Annotated in this window: 13 protein-coding genes; 7 read left to right on the top strand and 6 right to left on the bottom strand. The window is 40.0% G+C overall.

The window, feature by feature from the left end; all coding sequences use genetic code 11:
* Positions 1-59: 59 nt before the first annotated feature.
* The 5 genes from priA (at position 60) to O1Q81_RS00830 (ending at position 8,249) form a co-directional block, all read left to right on the top strand.
* Positions 60-2,264: a primosomal protein N' gene (gene priA / locus O1Q81_RS00850; RefSeq protein ID WP_386697730.1), complete on the top strand. Its 2,205-nt coding sequence runs from the start codon at positions 60-62 to the stop codon at positions 2,262-2,264.
* A gap of 82 nt (positions 2,265-2,346) precedes the next feature.
* A complete protein-coding gene (gene ftsN, locus O1Q81_RS00845) occupies positions 2,347-3,144 on the top strand; it encodes a cell division protein FtsN (RefSeq protein WP_386697728.1) in 798 nt (265 codons plus the stop codon).
* A 200-nt stretch (positions 3,145-3,344) separates the two neighbouring features.
* Positions 3,345-3,923 carry a TetR/AcrR family transcriptional regulator gene (locus O1Q81_RS00840; protein ID WP_386688415.1) on the top strand — a complete coding sequence of 193 codons (579 nt, stop codon included), beginning with the start codon at positions 3,345-3,347 and terminating at the stop codon, positions 3,921-3,923.
* 22 nt (positions 3,924-3,945) lie between these two features.
* Positions 3,946-5,142 (top strand): efflux RND transporter periplasmic adaptor subunit, encoded by a 1,197-nt coding sequence (locus O1Q81_RS00835; RefSeq protein ID WP_386688413.1) that lies wholly within the window; start codon positions 3,946-3,948, stop codon positions 5,140-5,142.
* A 17-nt stretch (positions 5,143-5,159) separates the two neighbouring features.
* Positions 5,160-8,249 (top strand): efflux RND transporter permease subunit, encoded by a 3,090-nt coding sequence (locus O1Q81_RS00830; protein ID WP_386697726.1) that lies wholly within the window; start codon positions 5,160-5,162, stop codon positions 8,247-8,249.
* Between the two features lie 107 nt (positions 8,250-8,356).
* Here O1Q81_RS00830 and O1Q81_RS00825 read toward each other — a convergent pair whose 3' ends face one another.
* From O1Q81_RS00825 to O1Q81_RS00815, 3 genes are all read right to left on the bottom strand, one after another.
* Positions 8,357-9,748, bottom strand: coding sequence for a DASS family sodium-coupled anion symporter (locus O1Q81_RS00825; RefSeq protein WP_386696119.1), 1,392 nt, complete (start codon positions 9,746-9,748; stop codon positions 8,357-8,359).
* A gap of 165 nt (positions 9,749-9,913) precedes the next feature.
* Positions 9,914-10,414: a ribonuclease E activity regulator RraA gene (gene rraA, locus O1Q81_RS00820; protein ID WP_386688409.1), complete on the bottom strand. Its 501-nt coding sequence runs from the start codon at positions 10,412-10,414 to the stop codon at positions 9,914-9,916.
* 51 nt (positions 10,415-10,465) lie between these two features.
* Positions 10,466-11,362 carry a 1,4-dihydroxy-2-naphthoate polyprenyltransferase gene (locus O1Q81_RS00815; RefSeq protein ID WP_386688407.1) on the bottom strand — a complete coding sequence of 299 codons (897 nt, stop codon included), beginning with the start codon at positions 11,360-11,362 and terminating at the stop codon, positions 10,466-10,468.
* 84 nt (positions 11,363-11,446) lie between these two features.
* Between O1Q81_RS00815 and tsaA the strand changes: the two genes are divergently transcribed.
* Together tsaA and O1Q81_RS00805 are read left to right on the top strand one after the other, a co-directional pair.
* Positions 11,447-12,181, top strand: coding sequence for a tRNA (N6-threonylcarbamoyladenosine(37)-N6)-methyltransferase TrmO (tsaA, locus tag O1Q81_RS00810; protein WP_386697724.1), 735 nt, complete (start codon positions 11,447-11,449; stop codon positions 12,179-12,181).
* Positions 12,182-12,244: 63 nt separating this feature from the next.
* Positions 12,245-14,458 carry a FepA family TonB-dependent siderophore receptor gene (locus tag O1Q81_RS00805; RefSeq protein WP_386697722.1) on the top strand — a complete coding sequence of 738 codons (2,214 nt, stop codon included), beginning with the start codon at positions 12,245-12,247 and terminating at the stop codon, positions 14,456-14,458.
* A 104-nt stretch (positions 14,459-14,562) separates the two neighbouring features.
* On the opposite strand, the gene purT is transcribed toward O1Q81_RS00805, so the two are convergent.
* The 3 genes from purT to O1Q81_RS00790 form a co-directional block, all read right to left on the bottom strand.
* Positions 14,563-15,744 carry a formate-dependent phosphoribosylglycinamide formyltransferase gene (purT, locus tag O1Q81_RS00800; RefSeq protein ID WP_386697720.1) on the bottom strand — a complete coding sequence of 394 codons (1,182 nt, stop codon included), beginning with the start codon at positions 15,742-15,744 and terminating at the stop codon, positions 14,563-14,565.
* Positions 15,745-15,756: 12 nt separating this feature from the next.
* Positions 15,757-16,269: an S-ribosylhomocysteine lyase gene (luxS, locus tag O1Q81_RS00795; RefSeq protein WP_386697718.1), complete on the bottom strand. Its 513-nt coding sequence runs from the start codon at positions 16,267-16,269 to the stop codon at positions 15,757-15,759.
* A gap of 469 nt (positions 16,270-16,738) precedes the next feature.
* Positions 16,739-17,221, bottom strand: coding sequence for a YqaA family protein (locus O1Q81_RS00790; protein ID WP_386697717.1), 483 nt, complete (start codon positions 17,219-17,221; stop codon positions 16,739-16,741).
* Positions 17,222-17,225: the final 4 nt, after the last annotated feature.

The following is a 17,225-nucleotide window of genomic DNA, read 5'->3' as shown; positions in this document are numbered from 1 at the left end:
TGATTATATCGTAAATTTTTCCGCTATAATACTGCTGATTATTTAACAGAGAAAAATAAATGCAAATTGTTCGTGTCGCCCTAAATGTTCCGCTTATGCGTTGTTTCGATTACCTTTTACCGCACAGGGTAAAGGTTCAAATCGGCGTACGTGTGCTGGTGCCTTTTGGGACAAGAAAATTGGTGGGAGTGGTGGCAGAACTGCCCGCACAATCGGATTTTCCCCTAGAACAGCTTAAGCAAGTGATTGACGTACTTGATGAACAATCTATTTTTAACGAACAATCTTGGAAATTATTGAATTGGGCATCAAACTATTATCATGCCTCTTTAGGTGAAGTGTTAATTTCTTCTTTACCCGTTAAATTACGTTCAGGTGAAAGTACGGTGCAAAAATCGAAAATTTTGTGGAAAATCACCGCACTTGGTGAGCAAGCACTTTTATCTGGTGAATTGAAACAAGCGAAAAAACAGATTGCAGCCTTGCAAGCATTAAGTCAATCTCCGTTAGAAAAAGGCAATAATGAATTTAATTCCGCCATTTGGTCAGCCTTAAAAGAAAAACAATTTGTCGAAGAAATTGAGCAATTTGTTGAGATAAAAAGTTGGCAACAGAGCTTGGGTGATTTACCTGTGGCGAAAGCAGAAAATCGTTTAAGTTTAAATAAACAACAGGCGTTAGCGTTTACTCAGGTGCTGTTTCAACAAGGGTTTGCGGCATTTTTGTTAGATGGCGTGACAGGTTCGGGTAAGACTGAAATTTATTTACAACTGATCGAAGAAATCCTGAAAAAAGGTAAGCAAGTTTTAGTGTTAGTGCCTGAAATTGGCTTAACGCCACAAACGGTGCAACGGTTTCAATCTCGTTTTAATGTGCAAATAGATGTATTACATTCAAATTTAAACGATACGCAACGTTTAAATGTGTGGCAACGAGCTAAAACGGGGCAAAGTGCGGTGGTCATTGGTACAAGATCGGCGTTGTTCACGCAATTTGCTGATTTAGGGCTGATTATTTTAGATGAAGAACATGATAGTTCTTTCAAACAGCAAGACGGCTGGCGTTACCATGCTCGAGATTTGGCGGTGGTGTATGCGAAACAGTTGGATATTCCCGTATTAATGGGATCAGCAACGCCAAGTTTAGAAAGTTTAAATAATGTTAATTTAGGTAAATATCAGCATATTTTATTATCTAAACGGGCAGGTAATGCTACTATGGTTGAATGTCAATTAATTGATTTAAAAAAGCAAAATGTCGTCAATGGATTGTCGGTGGCATTATTAAAGAAAATGGAAGAGCATTTGCAAAAGGGCAATCAGGTGCTGTTATTTTTAAATCGGCGTGGTTTTGCACCCGTATTATTATGCCATGAATGTGGTTGGATAGCGGATTGTCAGCATTGTGATAAACCATTAACTTATCATCAAAATCAACGCGTTATGCGATGCCATCATTGTGCTTCGCAACGTCCGATTCCACGTCAATGTGCGAAATGTGGTTCAACTAATTTAGTCACTACGGGGCAAGGAACGGAACAGCTAGAACAGACGCTACAACAGCGTTTTCCCCAATATGGCATTACTCGAATTGACCGAGATAGTACCGCTCGCAAAGGTAAATTAGAGAGTCATTTAAACGATATTCAGCAAGGTAAAAGCCAGATTCTAATTGGTACACAAATGTTAGCCAAGGGGCATCATTTTCCGAATGTAACATTGGTCGCATTGATTAATGTGGATAGCGGTTTGTTTTCCTTAGATTTTCGGGCGGAGGAACGGTTAGCCCAGCTTTATGTGCAAGTAGCAGGGCGTGCAGGACGGGCGGAAAAACAAGGTGAAGTGGTGTTACAAACCCATTATCCAGAACATCCTTTATTACAACGTTTATTGCAAGAGGGGTATAACGCCTTTGCGGTAGATGCTTTACAAATGCGGCAGGTTATGGGGTTGCCGCCGTTTAGTTCGCAAGCCTTATTTAAGGCACAAAGTCGTAAGAGTATTGAAGCAGAGCAATGTTTACAGCAAATTGCTGATTATTTCCAACAATGGAAACTGGCTCAAAATCAACCGCACTTACAGATTTTAGGGGTGATGCCAGCCCCTTTCGCGAAGAAAGCGGATCAATATCGTTGGCAGTTGTTATTACAGCATACCAATAGGGTAGTTTTACAACAAGCATTGCAGGATTTCTCTCAACAAGAGATGAGTAAATCGTGGCAAGTGCGGTTAAATTTAGATGTGGATCCGCAAGATCTGTCTTGATCCCCTAGTAAAATGCAGAATAATTGAGTAGAATTAATGGATATTAACTTACTTGTTTTAACATATTATCGGAATTATTATTGTGGCACAGCGTGATTATGCCGTTCATAACGGCTCAAAAAAGAAGAAATCAGGGAGAAATAAATCTCTTTTATTAGCTATTGCAGCAGGTGTCGTAGTAGCTTTTGTTATCGGGCTTTATTTATTAAAGGAAAAAGCTCCCGAATCGGTAACTCAAAATCCCTCACCCGTAGTATCAGAAGAAAAAGATAAGCATAAGAGTCAATTACCAAGTCGCCTTGAAGAAACTTTTTCTTATATTAAAGAATTAGAAAGTCGTTCTATCACTAATAATCAACAAGCTCAATTAAGCGAAAGTCAAAAAGCAGAATTAAAACGTTTGCAAGAAGAAGAACAAGCTAGACAAGCTGCTTTAGACAAACTGAAACAAGCGGAAGACGCTAAAGTGGTGCCAGCAGAACCAGCAGAACAAGCTAATACAGCTAAAGTCGTGGAGGCAACAGATGCCACATCAGCGGTGAGTGATGAAAGTAAATTAAAAGCGGAACAAGAACGCAGAATAATGGAACAGAAAAAAGCAGAACAAGCTAAGATAGCCAATGCGAAAAAAGAAGAAAGTAAAAAAGCAAACATAGCGAAATCAACAGGAAAATTTGGTTTGCAATGTGGGGCGTTTAATGATCGTGCTAAAGCAGAAAGTTTACAGGCTCGTTTAGCCATGTCAGGCTTAAATGCACGGATCACTGAAAGTGGTAAATGGAATCGTGTCCTTGTCGGTCCGATTGGTGATCGTCCTGCGGCGGTTTCTGCTCAACAGCAGGCAAGTGCTGTGGCAGGTTGTGTGGTGATTGGTATGTAATTTGCTGAAACCATTTAGAACAACATTTAATTAACCAAGTGCGGTGAAAATTTTTATTATTTTCACCGCACTTTTTTCTTGCGTAAATCTTAAAAATCATTAAAATGAACGAACGTTCATTCATTGAGGTAATGATCAGATTTGGCAAATCAGTAAAACTTACTGGTTTGTTTGTTTTTCAGCCAAACAAAGTGGTTTTTATGCAAAATTCTGAACCAGATATGGCAGAGCAAATTTTTATCGCAACAGAAAAGTTAATGGCGGAATATGGTCTGCCTTACTTATCGATGCATAAAATTGCCAAAGAAGCCAAAATATCCGCTGGCACAATTTATATTTATTTTAAAAGTAAAGAAGAATTGTTAGAGCAATTTGCAAGGCGAGTGTTTTCCAATTTTCAACGAGAAATCGCACGAAATTTTGATGAAACAAAGCCTTTTTTTGAACAGTATCGACAAATGTGGAAAAATATTTGGTCGCATTTGTTAAAAAATCAAATGGTAGTGGCGAATATACATCAGTATAGAGCGTTACCTAAATTTAATGAAATTTGTCAGGAATTGGATAAACAAAACCTATGGACGAATTTTTGTATGAAAGCAAAACAAGCAGGTGCGATGTGTGATTTACCCACCGATGTGTTGTTTTCTATTAGTTTAGAAAGTGCGGTGAATTTGTCTTTTAGAGTATTAGGATCTAATGTCAAAGAGCCACTTTCTGATGATACCTTAGAAATGATTATTGAAAGAACGTGGCGTTCTATTCAAAAAGAAATTTAGTTAATTATTTACGGAGTTTTTTATGACCCAAATTCAAACAAATAAACCAAAACGTAGTCATACTTTCTTATTGAAAGTCGGTCTTACTGTGGCGGTGATTATTTTTGTTGGCGTAATTGGTATGAATATTTTTAAAAATAAAATGATTGCCAGTGCGATTGCTAATATGCCTGAATCAGTCAGCCCTGTTACTGCCATGGAAGTGACTGCTAAAGAGTGGACACCAGTGATTACCTCAACAGGTCTTGTTCGTCCAAATCAAGGAGCAATGTTAAGTGCGGAAGCCTCTGGTACAGTGAAGCATATTTTAGTCAAATCGGGTCAAACCGTGAATAAAGGTGATGTGCTGGTTGAGTTAGATAATGATGTAGAAGTGGCGACCTTACGTGCTACAGAAGCACAATTACCTGCACTTCGCTTAACTTACCAACGTTATGCTAACTTATTGAAAACACAATCTGTTTCTCAAACTGAATTTGATAATGCGAAAGCCAGTTATGATCAAGCAGTTGCTACCATTAATTCATTAAAAGCAGCAGTTGAACGCCGTAAAATTGTGGCACCTTTTGCAGGTAAATTGGGGATTGTGAAAGTCAATGAAGGTCAATATATCACGGTAGCAACAGAGATCGTGAGGGTCGAAGATACGTCATTAATGAAAGTCGATTTTGCACTTTCACAAAAACTGTTAGAACAAATTAAGATTGGTCAAAAAGTTACTGCCACAGCCGATGCTCGTTTAGGTGAAACCTTTGCTGCTCGTGTAACAGCCATTGATGCAGGCATCAGTTCATCCACTGGCTTAGTTGATGTGCAAGCGACATTTGAGCCAAATGATAGTCAGAAATTGCTTTCAGGTATGTTTACTCGTTTGAATATTGCCTTGCCAACTCAATATGGTCAAGTGGTGATTCCACAGGTGGCGGTGAGCTACAATATGTACGGTGAATTTGCTTATGTGTTGCAGCCATTAAATGATGAAGATAAACAAAAATTAGCCGATAGCGAAACATTAGATCAAACCTATCGTGTCAAACAAGTTACGGTGAAAACCCAAGATCGCCAAGGTATTTATGCCCATATTGCGAAAGGTGATTTAAATATTGGCGATAAAATCGTAACAGGTGGTTTCCAACGTATTAGCAATGGCAGTTTGGTTGTTGTTAAAGACAAAGACGGTGTGGGTACAGAGCAACCTGCGGATAAAACAAATCTATAATTTAAGGGTGTAACTTAATGAAATTTACTGATATTTTTATTAAACGCCCGATTTTGGCGATTTCTATTAGCTTGCTGATCGTGATTCTTGGTTTGCAAGCTATCTCGAAATTGTCGGTGCGTGAATATCCCAAAATGACCACCACGGTGATCACGGTAAGCACCACTTATCCTGGGGCGGATGCCAATCTGATCCAAGCGTTTGTGACTTCAAAATTGGAAGAAGCGATTGCACAGGCGGACAATATTGACTATTTATCATCAATCAGTAGCCCGAGTTCTTCTCAAATTACGGTCAAGATGAAATTGAATACTGATCCAAGTGCCGCTTTGGCTGACATTCTTGCCAAAGTAAACTCTGTTCGTTCTGAGTTACCAAGTGATATTGAAGACCCGTCCATTACTTCTTCTACAGGTGGTTCAGGGTTAATGTATGTTAGTTTTGTTTCGGATAAGTTAGATTCAAGCCAAGTGACTGACTATATTCAACGTGTGGTAAAACCGCAGTTGTTTACGGTACAAGGTGTGGCAAAAGTTAATATTTATGGGGGGGCAGAATATGCCATGCGTATTTGGCTTGACCCACAAAAAATGGCTTCCCAAAACCTTTCTGCTCCACAGGTGATGAGTGCCTTGAATGCGAATAATGTACAGACCGCCGCAGGGAGTTCAAATGGTTATTACAATGTTTATAAAAACAAAGTAGAAACCACCACCACCACGATTGAACAATTAAGTAATTTAATTATTGCCTCTGATGGTACTGACCTTGTTCGTTTACGCGATGTAGCCACCGTTGAATTAAATAAAGAAAATGATGATTATCGTGCTAGTGCGAACGGACAAGAATCTGTGGTGATTGGTATTGAACCAACATCAGACGCCAACCCGTTAGATGTGGCAAATGATATTTATCCTGTGTATGAACAGATTAAAGCACAAATGCCAGATAGTATTACTTCAGCTATTCTGTATGACCGTACTATTGCGATTAACAGCTCAATTAATGACGTGGTACATACTATTTTAGAAGCCGTAGTGATTGTATTGGTGGTGATTTTGCTGTTTATCGGTTCATTCCGTGCCATTATCATTCCGATTATTACCATTCCAATTTCATTGATTGGGGTATTGTTCTTGATGCAAGGTTTTGGTTTCTCTATTAACTTGATGACTTTGCTTGCGATGATTTTAGCTATCGGTTTGGTGGTGGACGATGCCATCGTGGTATTGGAAAACGTGGATCGCCACATTAAAGAGGGTGAAACCCCATTCCGTGCGGCAATTATTGGTACACGTGAAATTGCTACCCCTGTTATTTCTATGACCATTGCTTTGGTGGCGGTATATTCACCGATGGCATTAATGGGCGGAATTACGGGAACGCTATTTAAAGAATTTGCGTTAACCCTTGCTGGTTCAGTATTTATTTCAGGTGTGGTGGCTTTAACGCTATCACCAATGATGTCAGGTGCGTTATTAACTGATCAACATAGTAGCTTTGAGCAACGTGTCAATCGTACTTTAAACAAAATTACCGATATTTATGGTTACTGGTTGCACGTGATTATGGCTTCTCGTAGTGCAATTTTGTTATTCTCTGTTATTGTTTTTGGCACGATCCCTGTGTTATTAAATTCACTCTCCAGTGAGCTGACACCTGCGGAAGACAAGGGGGCATTTATGAGCCTTGCTTTTGCACCGTCAAATATGAACGTGGATTATATTCAACAAGCCGCTAAACAATACGAGCAAATTATCAATGAAACCGAAGAGAATAAATTCTCAATGGTGGTTGCTGGTGCACCAACATCAAATAAGGCATTGATTATTACCACCCTGAAAGATTGGAGTGAGCGTAGTCGTAAACAGCCTGAAGTGATGAATGAATTAAATACCAAGGCTAAAAATATTCCAGAATTATCTATTACCAACTTCTCCATGCCTGAAATTGACACTGGGGAACAAGGGGCAAGTGTCGGGATCGTGTTAATGACCCCAAATGATAATAAAGAGCTTGCCGTGGTTTCCGAAGAGTTCTTACAAAAGATGCGTACCTCTGGTTTGTTCGTGTTTACGAATATTGATTTAAAATATGATACCGCCCAAATGACGATTACTGTTGATAAGGAAAAAGCAGGGGCGTATGGTGTCAGTATGTCAGAAATTTCTACTACTTTAGGTAGTTATTTATCTGCTGCCACCATTACCCGTGTGGATATTGACGGACGGGCTTATAAAGTGATTTCACAGGTGAAACGTGACGATCGTTTATCACCAGAATCCTTTAATAACTACTATGTATCAGCTTCAGATGGCACTAGCGTACCGTTAAGTAGTTTGCTCACCCTTACTCTTGAGCCACAGCCTGTATCATTGGGGCATTTTAGTCAGTTGAATGCGGCGACCATTAGTGCGGTGCCAGCCCCAACCACCAAAGTCGGTGATGCGGTAGCTTGGTTGCAAGCAGCAGCCAAAGAATTGCCAAAAGGTTATACCTATGACTTTAAAGGCGAATCTCGTCAGTTAGTGCAAGAAGGTAGCTCTCTTGGTGTCACCTTTGCTCTTGCAGTGGTCATCATTTTCTTAGTATTAGCTATCCAATTTGAAAGCTGGCGTGATGCCACGGTGATCTTGATTTCCGTACCGTTAGCATTAAGTGGAGCCTTGTTGGTGTTAAATATTCTGAGTTTATTAGGGGTAACAGGGGTAACACTCAACATTTATTCTGAAGTAGGCTTGATTACTTTAGTCGGCTTAATTACCAAACACGGTATCTTAATGTGTGAAGTAGCAATGGAAGAGCAGTTACATCATGGTGCAAGCAAAGTTGATGCGATTGTGACGGCAGCCCGTCAACGTTTACGCCCAATTTTAATGACGACAGCGGCGATGATCGCAGGTTTAGTGCCACTGCTTTATGCCAGCGGTGCGGGTGCGGTAATGCGTTTTAGTATGGGGATTGTGATCGTAGCAGGTCTGGCGATTGGGACATTGTTCACCTTGTTCGTGTTGCCAGTGATTTATTCTTACATTGCCAGCGAACACAAACCGTTGCAAGAGTTTGATGAAAATGCCCCACGTGTGAGTGGCGGAAGTCATCATTAAAATTCACTAAAAATACACCGCACTTTCTACTTTATGCCAAATAAAGTGCGGTGAAAAATCAAAGGGTTTTGCGTAACAGCAAACCCCTTTTTCGTGTGAATAATAAATTAGTTCAACCAGAAGAAATAGCCGATAGTGGCAATCACAAAGACACAAACTAGATTTAAAATAAATCCAACTCTTACCATTTCGCTTTGTTTTACTTCACCTGTACCAAATACAATAGCATTTGGTGGTGTTGCCACAGGTAACATAAAGGCACAAGAAGCACCAAGACCGATAATTAAGGCTAAACCAACAGGTGGCATGCCTAAGGCTTCAGCGATAGAGATAAAGATTGGTACGAGTAATGCGGCACTAGCAGTATTCGAGGTAAATTCAGTTAAGAAAATAATAAATGCAGCCACCACTAAACCGATAATGTAGTAATGACCACCCTCAATCATAAACACAATGCCATCAGCCATAATTTTACTTGCCCCAGAGTCTTTTAATACCGCACTCAAGGTTAAACCACCACCGAATAGCATTAATACGCCCCATTCGGTGTTATCTTGAATTTGTTTCCAAGAGGCTACATTGAAGATAACGATTAACACTGCGGCTAATAACGCAACGACACTATCAAAACTGGCAATCTTACCTTCTAAACCAAGTAAGGAAGATAACATTGGATTAATATAGCCACTGAACACCCAGCAAAGTGCCACAAAAATAAAGATGATTAAAGTAACGATACGATCGGTGTTCATATTTATTTGTTCAAAATTCTGGCTAAATTTAATATTTAAATTAGGTTTAAATACGATATATAGCGTGCCGATCATTAATGGCAGTAAAATAATCATAATCGGCAAACCATACCATAACCAATCTGCAAAGGTTAAATGTAATTGCGATGCCACAATAGCATTTGGCGGGCTACCGACTAAGGTTCCCATTCCCCCAATACTGGCACTATAAGCGATACCCAACAACACGAAAATATAGGTACTATGTTCTCTTTCACGATCTAATTGGCTTAATACGCCCATGGCAAGTGGTAACATCATTGCTGCGGTAGCGGTATTACTGATCCACATGGAAAGGAAAGCGGTAACACTGAATAGATACAGCGTTGCTACAAATAAATTTCCTCGAGCCAATGCCATAATTCGGTTCGCTATTAAGCGGTCTAAGTTTTGAATATGTAGAGCTGTGGCTAACGCAAATCCACCAAAGAACAAGAAAATGGTCGGATCGGCAAAGGCAACCAAGGCATTTTTGGTGGTGACTAATCCTAAACCAATAGCCAGTATAGGCACTAAAATTGCGGTAATGGTAACGTGTAATGTTTCGGTTAACCATAAAACAGCAATAAATGCGAGCAACGCCAAACCTTTATTGGCTTTAGGGTCAAAAGGTAAGACGTTTAGTAAAATAAAAAATAAAATAATATCTGCAAGTAGAATAATACCTTTCGGATTTAGACTACTTTTTTTCTCAGGGGTAAATTCCATCATTGTCCTCCTTAAATTTATATGTTTGGACGTAGTAACGTTAGCAATTTGTTAAATAAAAGCAATACTTTTTTTATGGATTTGTGACACCGATCATAAAATAAAAAAAGTGCGGTTAATTTTCTTACAAAATTCACCGCACTTTTATGCCATTCTTCAAATAAATTATTCGTTTTCTAGCTCATCTAATTCTAATGGCTCTTGCGATAAAATAATCCCCGTTAAATCAGCATATATATGATCTTCGGGGAAAAAAGTTACCCCTGCAAAATTCACAGGGACATCACTTTCGCCCTGATTATCATCATCAGCCCCTACGGGAATAGGAGCAAGAGCATGAATACCAATATCAATATTTTCTAATTCAGCTAATTGACGAATAGCACCATATACAATAATGCCCTCCCAGCGATTCTTGGCAGCCAGTTGAGCAAGTTCTGCATCAATTAAGGCACGGCGAACCGCACCGCCACCATCAATCACTAATACACGACCTGCCCCATCTTCTTCTAATAATTCTGCAATTAAGCCATTTTTCTCAAAGCATTTGACAGTGGTGATTTTACCGTAAAAGTTTGTCACGCCACCAAAACTAGAAAAAATAGGATCGACTACATCTACCTGATCGAGGTAGATATCACAAAGTTCAGAAGTATCAATTTGCATAGGATTTCCCTTTTATCTAAAATTTATCTGACTATAAGTATATGCTTGATTCTATAAAATTAGCAAGCCTAAACTAAATAGAATCGTGCTTAACAACGCCAGCATTGACATTTTGCCGAGCATTGGACGTAATGCCATGGGATCTTTTTGTTGATAAACAAAATAAGCATGTTTGGCTAATAATACAGCAATCACCGCAATAATGATCAGCAATAACGGCTTATGCAATAAGGCAAAAATGGTGTAACAAAGGACTGCCCCTAATAATAATAGCCAGTGATAAATTCGTCCGTTTTCCGCCCCGATTCGTACAATGAGCGTATTTTTGCCTGCTTTGCGATCTTGTTCAATATCCCGCAAATTATTGATATTTAACACCGCAGTTGATAGAAAACCACAAGCCGCAGCAGGTAAGAAAATCGACCAATCAAGGCTGTGAGCTTGTAAATAATAGGTGCCACACACGGCTAATAAACCAAAAAACAGGAACACTGAAATATCGCCTAAACCTAAATAACCATAAGGTTTTTTGCCAACGGTATAGGTAATCGCTGCCAAAATCGCCAAAATTCCCAATATAGCGAAAGCAATCAAATCTTGTGTGGTTTCATAAGCTAACGCAATTAAGCTCGCTCCCGATATAAAACTTGCTATGCTAATCACAATCAAGCCATTACGTAGCTGGTTTGCGGTCATTTTTCCTTGTTGAATACCACGTAATGGACCGATACGCTCTGTGGTATCGGAACCTTTTTGATAATCACCATAATCATTGGCAAAGTTCGATACAATTTGTAATAGGGTGGCGGTGAGTAAACAAAGTAAGGTGACTGACCAGCTAAATGTGCCATGCCATTGAGCTAACGCTGAACCTGTTAAAATAATAGCTACCGCCAGTGGTAAGGTTTTTGGTCGAGCTGTGTCGAGCCATGTTTTTATTGTTGCCATAATAAGAATTTTTCAAAAATACACCGCACTTTGGGTGGTTATCAGGTAATATAAAGGCGAGCATTTTAACATAGATTAAAAAAGATGTCTGATTTGAACTTAACTTTACAGCCAGTAGCCATTATTCACACCCCTTATCAAGAAAAATTCTCTGTGCCACGCCAGCCTAATTTGGTGCAAGATGGCACGGGCATTGTAGAATTATTACCACCTTATAATTTCCCTGAAGCCGTACGAGGATTAGAACAATTTAGCCATTTATGGCTAATCTTTCAATTCGATAAAATCCCTCAAGGCAAGTGGCAACCTACTGTTCGTCCACCCCGTTTAGGGGGAAATCAGCGAGTGGGTGTATTTGCTTCACGCTCCACCCATCGCCCGAATCCGTTAGGTTTATCGAAAGTGGAATTGCGTAAAATTGATTGTTCACAAGGCAAGGTGTTATTGTATCTTGGTTCTGTGGATTTAGTTAATGGCACGCCAATTTTTGATATAAAACCTTATATTGCTTACGCCGACAGTGAACCTAATGCTATTTCAGGTTTTGCACAAGCAAAGCCCCCTGTGTTGTTACAAGTAAAATTCAGCCCTGATGCCCAAACTGCGGTGCAAAAAATCGAAGAATTTCAACCGCACTTTCAGCGATTTATTACCGAAGTCTTACAACAAGATCCCAGACCTGCTTATCAACAAGGGCAGATTTCTGAGCGGATTTATGGGGTACATTTAGCGAATTATAATGTGACATTTCAAATCAGAGAATTAGGAATAGTAGAAGTGGTGAACATATTATTAAATGATAATAGTTTACATTTTTAGTCGGAAATTATAATATTTATTTCGTTTTTATTATTTTTATTATTTCAATTTAAGGAGCAATATATGAAAAGAATAGCTAATTTCTCTTTGATTAGTTTGGCAATCATGAGCCAATTTGCTTGGTCAGAAGAAAGCACGGATAACCCTGTTAAGCTCGATGTTATTCATGTTACCGCTGAACAGCAATTACAACAATCTCTTGGGGTATCACAAATTTCGACCAAAGATGTGGAGAAACGTCCGCCAGCTAATGATGTGTCCGAATTAATTCGTACCATGCCAGGCGTAAACTTAACGGGGAATACTGCCACAGGGCAACGTGGTAATAAACGTCAAATTGATATTCGTGGTATGGGACCAGAAAATACCTTAATTTTAATTGATGGTAAGCCAGTCACTTCTCGCAATGCAGAACGCATTTCTATGCGTGGTGAGCGTAATACCCGTGGTGATTCCAACTGGGTACCTGTAGAAGAAATCGAAAGTATTAGTGTATTACGTGGTCCTGCTGCCGCTCGTTATGGATCAGGGGCAATGGGGGGCGTGGTGAATATTAAAACCAAACCAGCAACTAATGAATGGAAAGGTTCTCTCAGCTATTACACCAGTCAACCTGAAGACGATCAAGAGGGAGCAACTCAACGCGTAGGCTTTAATTTGAGTGGTCCATTAATTCGTGATGTATTGACGTTCCGTTTATATGGTAGTGCCAATAAAACTGATGCCGATGCGGTGGGGATTAACCCGAATACGATTAATCCCAATAATAATGCCGTTGTCCCTGGGGCGAATGCGGCAGGGGTAGAGGGCGTGCGTAACCGTGATATAGCAGGACGTTTGCAATGGAAAATTAACACTCAACAAAAATTAACCTTGGACAGTAGTTTTAGCCGTCAAGGTAATATTTATAATGGTGATAGTCAGAATAGTAATGCAACAGGCATAACTGCTGCTATTAGAGATAGTGGTATGGAAACGGCTCGTCTGTATCGTTCAGCTTATTCTTTAACCCATGAAGGGCAATGGGATTGGGGGAATACGGAAAATACCATTAGTTATGATCGTACCACCAATAGTCGCTTACCCGAAGGTTTAGCGGGTGGTCCAGAGGGGAGTTATACCTCAGCTGATACATATAACAACAGTTATTTGAAAAATTTCCGTTTACACAGTGAAGCGGATATTCCTTTTACTTTAGGCGTACCGCAGGTATTAACCCTTGGCTTCGAATATTATCATAGTTCCTTACAAGATGATGCTTCCATGACCCAAGGCTTTACTGATCAAGGTAGAACCGATGTATTTACAGGCATTAATGCTAATCGTGGTGGTAAAGTATCGCAAAATAGTTGGGCATTGTATGCAGAAGATAATATTTATGTGACAGAAGCGACCAGTGTTATTCCAGCTGTTCGCTTTGATTATAATAGTGACAGTGGCAATAATTGGAGTCCATCACTGAACTTCTCCCACAGTTTCAATCAGATGTTTACCATTAAAGGTGGTATCGCAAGAGCTTATAAAGCCCCAAATCTCTATCAAACGAATCCGAATTTTATTCTTTATACTCGAGGACAAGGTTGCCCGATTAACACAACGGTACGTTGTTATTATCAAGGTAATTCTAATCTCAAACCTGAAACCAGTGTAAATAAAGAAATTGGTTTGGAGTTTTCTCATAACGGCTGGCAGGCTTCTATTAATTACTTCCATAACGCCTATCGTAATAAAATTGTGATCGGCGATGAGATAATTGGTCTGAGTAGTATCGGCAGTCATTTGTATCAATGGACGAATACTCCAAAAGCTACGATAGCAGGCTTTGAAGGTAATCTAGTGATTCCGTTATTAAACCATTTGCAATGGAGTAATAATTTCACGTATATGAGTAAATCAGAGGATTACCAAGGCAATCCACTGTCTATTATTCCGAAACATACCATTAACAGCACACTAGCTTGGCAAGCAACGGATAAATTCGATATGAATTTAACCTTTACTCACTATGGTCGCCAAAAACCACGTCATGTTGCGATTAATCGTATTGAAGCAGGGCAAGGTGGAGCAACTTCAATTACACTTCCACAAAGCCAAAATGAAGTGGGTAGCTATGCTATTTGGGGAATTAATGCTGGTTATCAATTTACTCCAGATATTAGTATGCGTGTTGGCGTGACTAATTTATTTGATAAAAAACTTTATCGTACCAACAACGGAGCAGAAAGCTACAATGAGCATGGACGTGCTTACTATGTGAATGCGAAAATTGGTTTTTAGAGAATAAACAGAATAAAATATCCCGTTGTTTTGGCGGGATATTTTTATTGATTTTATCAAGCAAAAAAAGCCTGTCAGTCGACAGGCTCACATAACTTAACAAACTAAAGCGTCACGTCCAACTTCTCATACGCCCTAACCGCTTTTGCTAAGGCTTTTTCCACGCTTTCATCACGAGCCAAAATTACGCCCAAACGGCGGTGTCCATTTACTTCGCCTTTGCCGAAAATACGTAAATCGGTGTTCGGTTCGCTTAATACTTCGACCAAATTGCCGAATTGGACTTGATTGGATTTTCCCTCCACTACAATGGCTTTTGATGCAGACGGGCTGATGAGATTGATTTGCGGAATAGGCAAGCCGAGAATCGCACGGGCGTGTAAGGCAAATTCGGATAATTCTTGGGAAATTAGAGTGACCATTCCTGTGTCGTGTGGACGTGGCGATACTTCATTGAAAATCACCTCATCACCACACACGAACATTTCCACCCCGAAAATGCCACGTCCACCTAAGGCACCTGTGATTTTTTCCGCAATGGCTTGGGCTTTTTGCAAAGCGATGTCTGACATGGCTTGTGGTTGCCAACTTTCACGGTAGTCGCCGTCTTCTTGGTGGTGTCCGATAGGGGCTAAGAAAGAAGTACCGCCGATATGGCGAACGGTCAGCAACGTGATTTCATAATCAAATTTAACGAAACCCTCTACGATCACACGCCCAGCACCCGCCCGTCCGCCTTGTTGAGCGTAATCCCATGCTTTTTGCACGTCATCAAAGGATTTCACTACCGATTGACCATGACCTGATGATGACATTATCGGTTTGACCACGCAAGGAACGCCGATTTTTTGCACCGCACTTTCAAAGTCGGCAAGGTTATCCACAAATTGATAAGGCGAGGTGGGTAAACCCAATTGTTCCGAAGCCAAACGGCGAATACCCTCACGGTTCATGGTGAGTTTAGTAGCTTTGGCAGTCGGAATCACGTTAAAGCCTTGCTGTTCCAATTCCAGCAGTGTATCGGTGGCAATGGCTTCTACTTCAGGAACGATATAATCGGGCTGTTCTTTTTCCACCAGTTCACGCAAGGCGTTACCGTCTAACATAGAAATGGTGTAAGCACGGTGAGCGACTTGTTGAGCAGGGGCGTTTGCATAGCGATCTACAGCAATCACTTCCACGCCAAGTCGCATTAATTCGATAACGACTTCTTTGCCAAGCTCGCCTGAACCCAGTATCATGACTTTGGTGGCTTTTGCCGTTAAGGGGGTACCGATAGTTGTCATATTGTTTTTTCCTTATGCTTGTGGATAAAGCAATTTCTCATCTAACATTAAATCTTCGTTTTTGTTAATGCCAATGCCTTTGTCAATCACGTGCTGCACCGCTTTGTGAGCGTCTTCCAGTGAATGTTCCTTGAATGAACCGCATTGATATTGGTTAATTTCGGGAATGGTGTTTTGATCTTTCACCGCTAAGGCATCGTGCATCGCTTTTAACCAAGCATCTGCCACTTGTTGCTCATTCGGCTCACCAATTAAGGACATATAAAAGCCCGTACGGCAGCCCATAGGTGAAATATCAATAATTTCCACATCATCGCTATTTAAATGATCACGCATAAAGCCAGCGAATAAATGCTCAAGGGTATGAATGCCGCGAGGCGAAATAATTTCTTTGTTCGGTTGGCAAAAACGTAGGTCAAAAACACTGATAATATCGCCTTTGGGCGTGGTCATGGTTTTCGCAATTCGCACCGCAGGCGCGTGCATAATGGTATGATCGACTTTGAAACTATCAAGTAATGGCATAATTTTTTCCTTTTTTTAAAAAAAGTTTGAACTTTATGGAATAACGCTAGTCTTATATTACAAGCAACTTGCAGTTGTATAATAAAAAATTGGTTCCTTAGGTTATATTGCCCTTCCTTGTGAGGGGCTTTTTTTTATGTATTAATAATAAAAAATTGGTTGTTATTCCAGTTGGGTTATATTCGCCCCCCATCCCCCTTCGGGGACTTCCCCCCGCAAGCAGGTGGAAGAAAAGTATTTTTGCTCCTTTCCTTAAGCAAGGGGAAAGAAAGTATTTTTGCTCCTTTCCTCAAGCAAGGAGAAAGAAAGTATTTTTACTCCTTTCCTTAAGCAAGGGGAAGGAAAGCATTTTTGTTCCTTTCCTCAAGCAAAGGGAAGTAAAACAATCTAAACTTCGCTCCCCCTGCTTGCGGGGGGAGCTGTCCAAAGGACTGAGGGGGGCGAGTCAACATTCACACATTCTACACATTTACGCCCAAAAAGTATAACCGATCACCATACTCAACAAAAATAAATAGCGTAATCCTTTACCGATTAACATATAAATTAAAGTTTGCCAGACATTCAGGCGTAGCCAACCTGCAACAGCACACATCAAATCACCTAACACGGGTAGCCAGCTGAATAACAATAAAATTGCTCCATAGCGAAAAAATTTGGCTAAAATCCACCGCACTTTTCTTTGCTGGTCAGGCTTGATTTCAGGAAAAGGCAACCAACGCCCAAGCCAGTAAGTGGTTAAACTACCTAACGTATTGCCAAATGTGGCAGCTAGAATTAATTGCATAATGGCTGGACTAAAATAGTGATTCGCAATAATCTGAATTTTGGCACTTAAGGCTAAAAAGACAATTTCTGAATTGCCTGGTAAAACGGTTGCACTTAGAAAAGCACTAATAAACATTAAATAAAGACTATGTTCACCTAAAAGTGCGGTTAAAAAATCAAACATTTTT

This window comes from Lonepinella sp. MS14436, from assembly GCF_042470565.1.
Classification (GTDB): Bacteria; Pseudomonadota; Gammaproteobacteria; order Enterobacterales; family Pasteurellaceae; genus Lonepinella.
This window is presented reverse-complemented; position numbering and strand designations above follow the sequence as displayed.

What these genes read in the sequence shown, in the direction of transcription:
- priA (WP_386697730.1), top strand. Translation starts at nt 60, where the DNA reads ATGCAAATTGTTCGTGTCGCCCTAAATGTTCCGCTTATGCGTTGTTTC.
- O1Q81_RS00840 (WP_386688415.1), top strand. Translation starts at nt 3,345, where the DNA reads ATGCAAAATTCTGAACCAGATATGGCAGAGCAAATTTTTATCGCAACA.
- O1Q81_RS00835 (WP_386688413.1), top strand. Translation starts at nt 3,946, where the DNA reads ATGACCCAAATTCAAACAAATAAACCAAAACGTAGTCATACTTTCTTA.
- O1Q81_RS00830 (WP_386697726.1), top strand. Translation starts at nt 5,160, where the DNA reads ATGAAATTTACTGATATTTTTATTAAACGCCCGATTTTGGCGATTTCT.
- O1Q81_RS00825 (WP_386696119.1), bottom strand. Translation starts at nt 9,748, where the DNA reads ATGGAATTTACCCCTGAGAAAAAAAGTAGTCTAAATCCGAAAGGTATT.
- rraA (WP_386688409.1), bottom strand. Translation starts at nt 10,414, where the DNA reads ATGCAAATTGATACTTCTGAACTTTGTGATATCTACCTCGATCAGGTA.
- O1Q81_RS00815 (WP_386688407.1), bottom strand. Translation starts at nt 11,362, where the DNA reads ATGGCAACAATAAAAACATGGCTCGACACAGCTCGACCAAAAACCTTA.
- tsaA (WP_386697724.1), top strand. Translation starts at nt 11,447, where the DNA reads ATGTCTGATTTGAACTTAACTTTACAGCCAGTAGCCATTATTCACACC.
- O1Q81_RS00805 (WP_386697722.1), top strand. Translation starts at nt 12,245, where the DNA reads ATGAAAAGAATAGCTAATTTCTCTTTGATTAGTTTGGCAATCATGAGC.
- purT (WP_386697720.1), bottom strand. Translation starts at nt 15,744, where the DNA reads ATGACAACTATCGGTACCCCCTTAACGGCAAAAGCCACCAAAGTCATG.
- luxS (WP_386697718.1), bottom strand. Translation starts at nt 16,269, where the DNA reads ATGCCATTACTTGATAGTTTCAAAGTCGATCATACCATTATGCACGCG.
- O1Q81_RS00790 (WP_386697717.1), bottom strand. Translation starts at nt 17,221, where the DNA reads ATGTTTGATTTTTTAACCGCACTTTTAGGTGAACATAGTCTTTATTTA.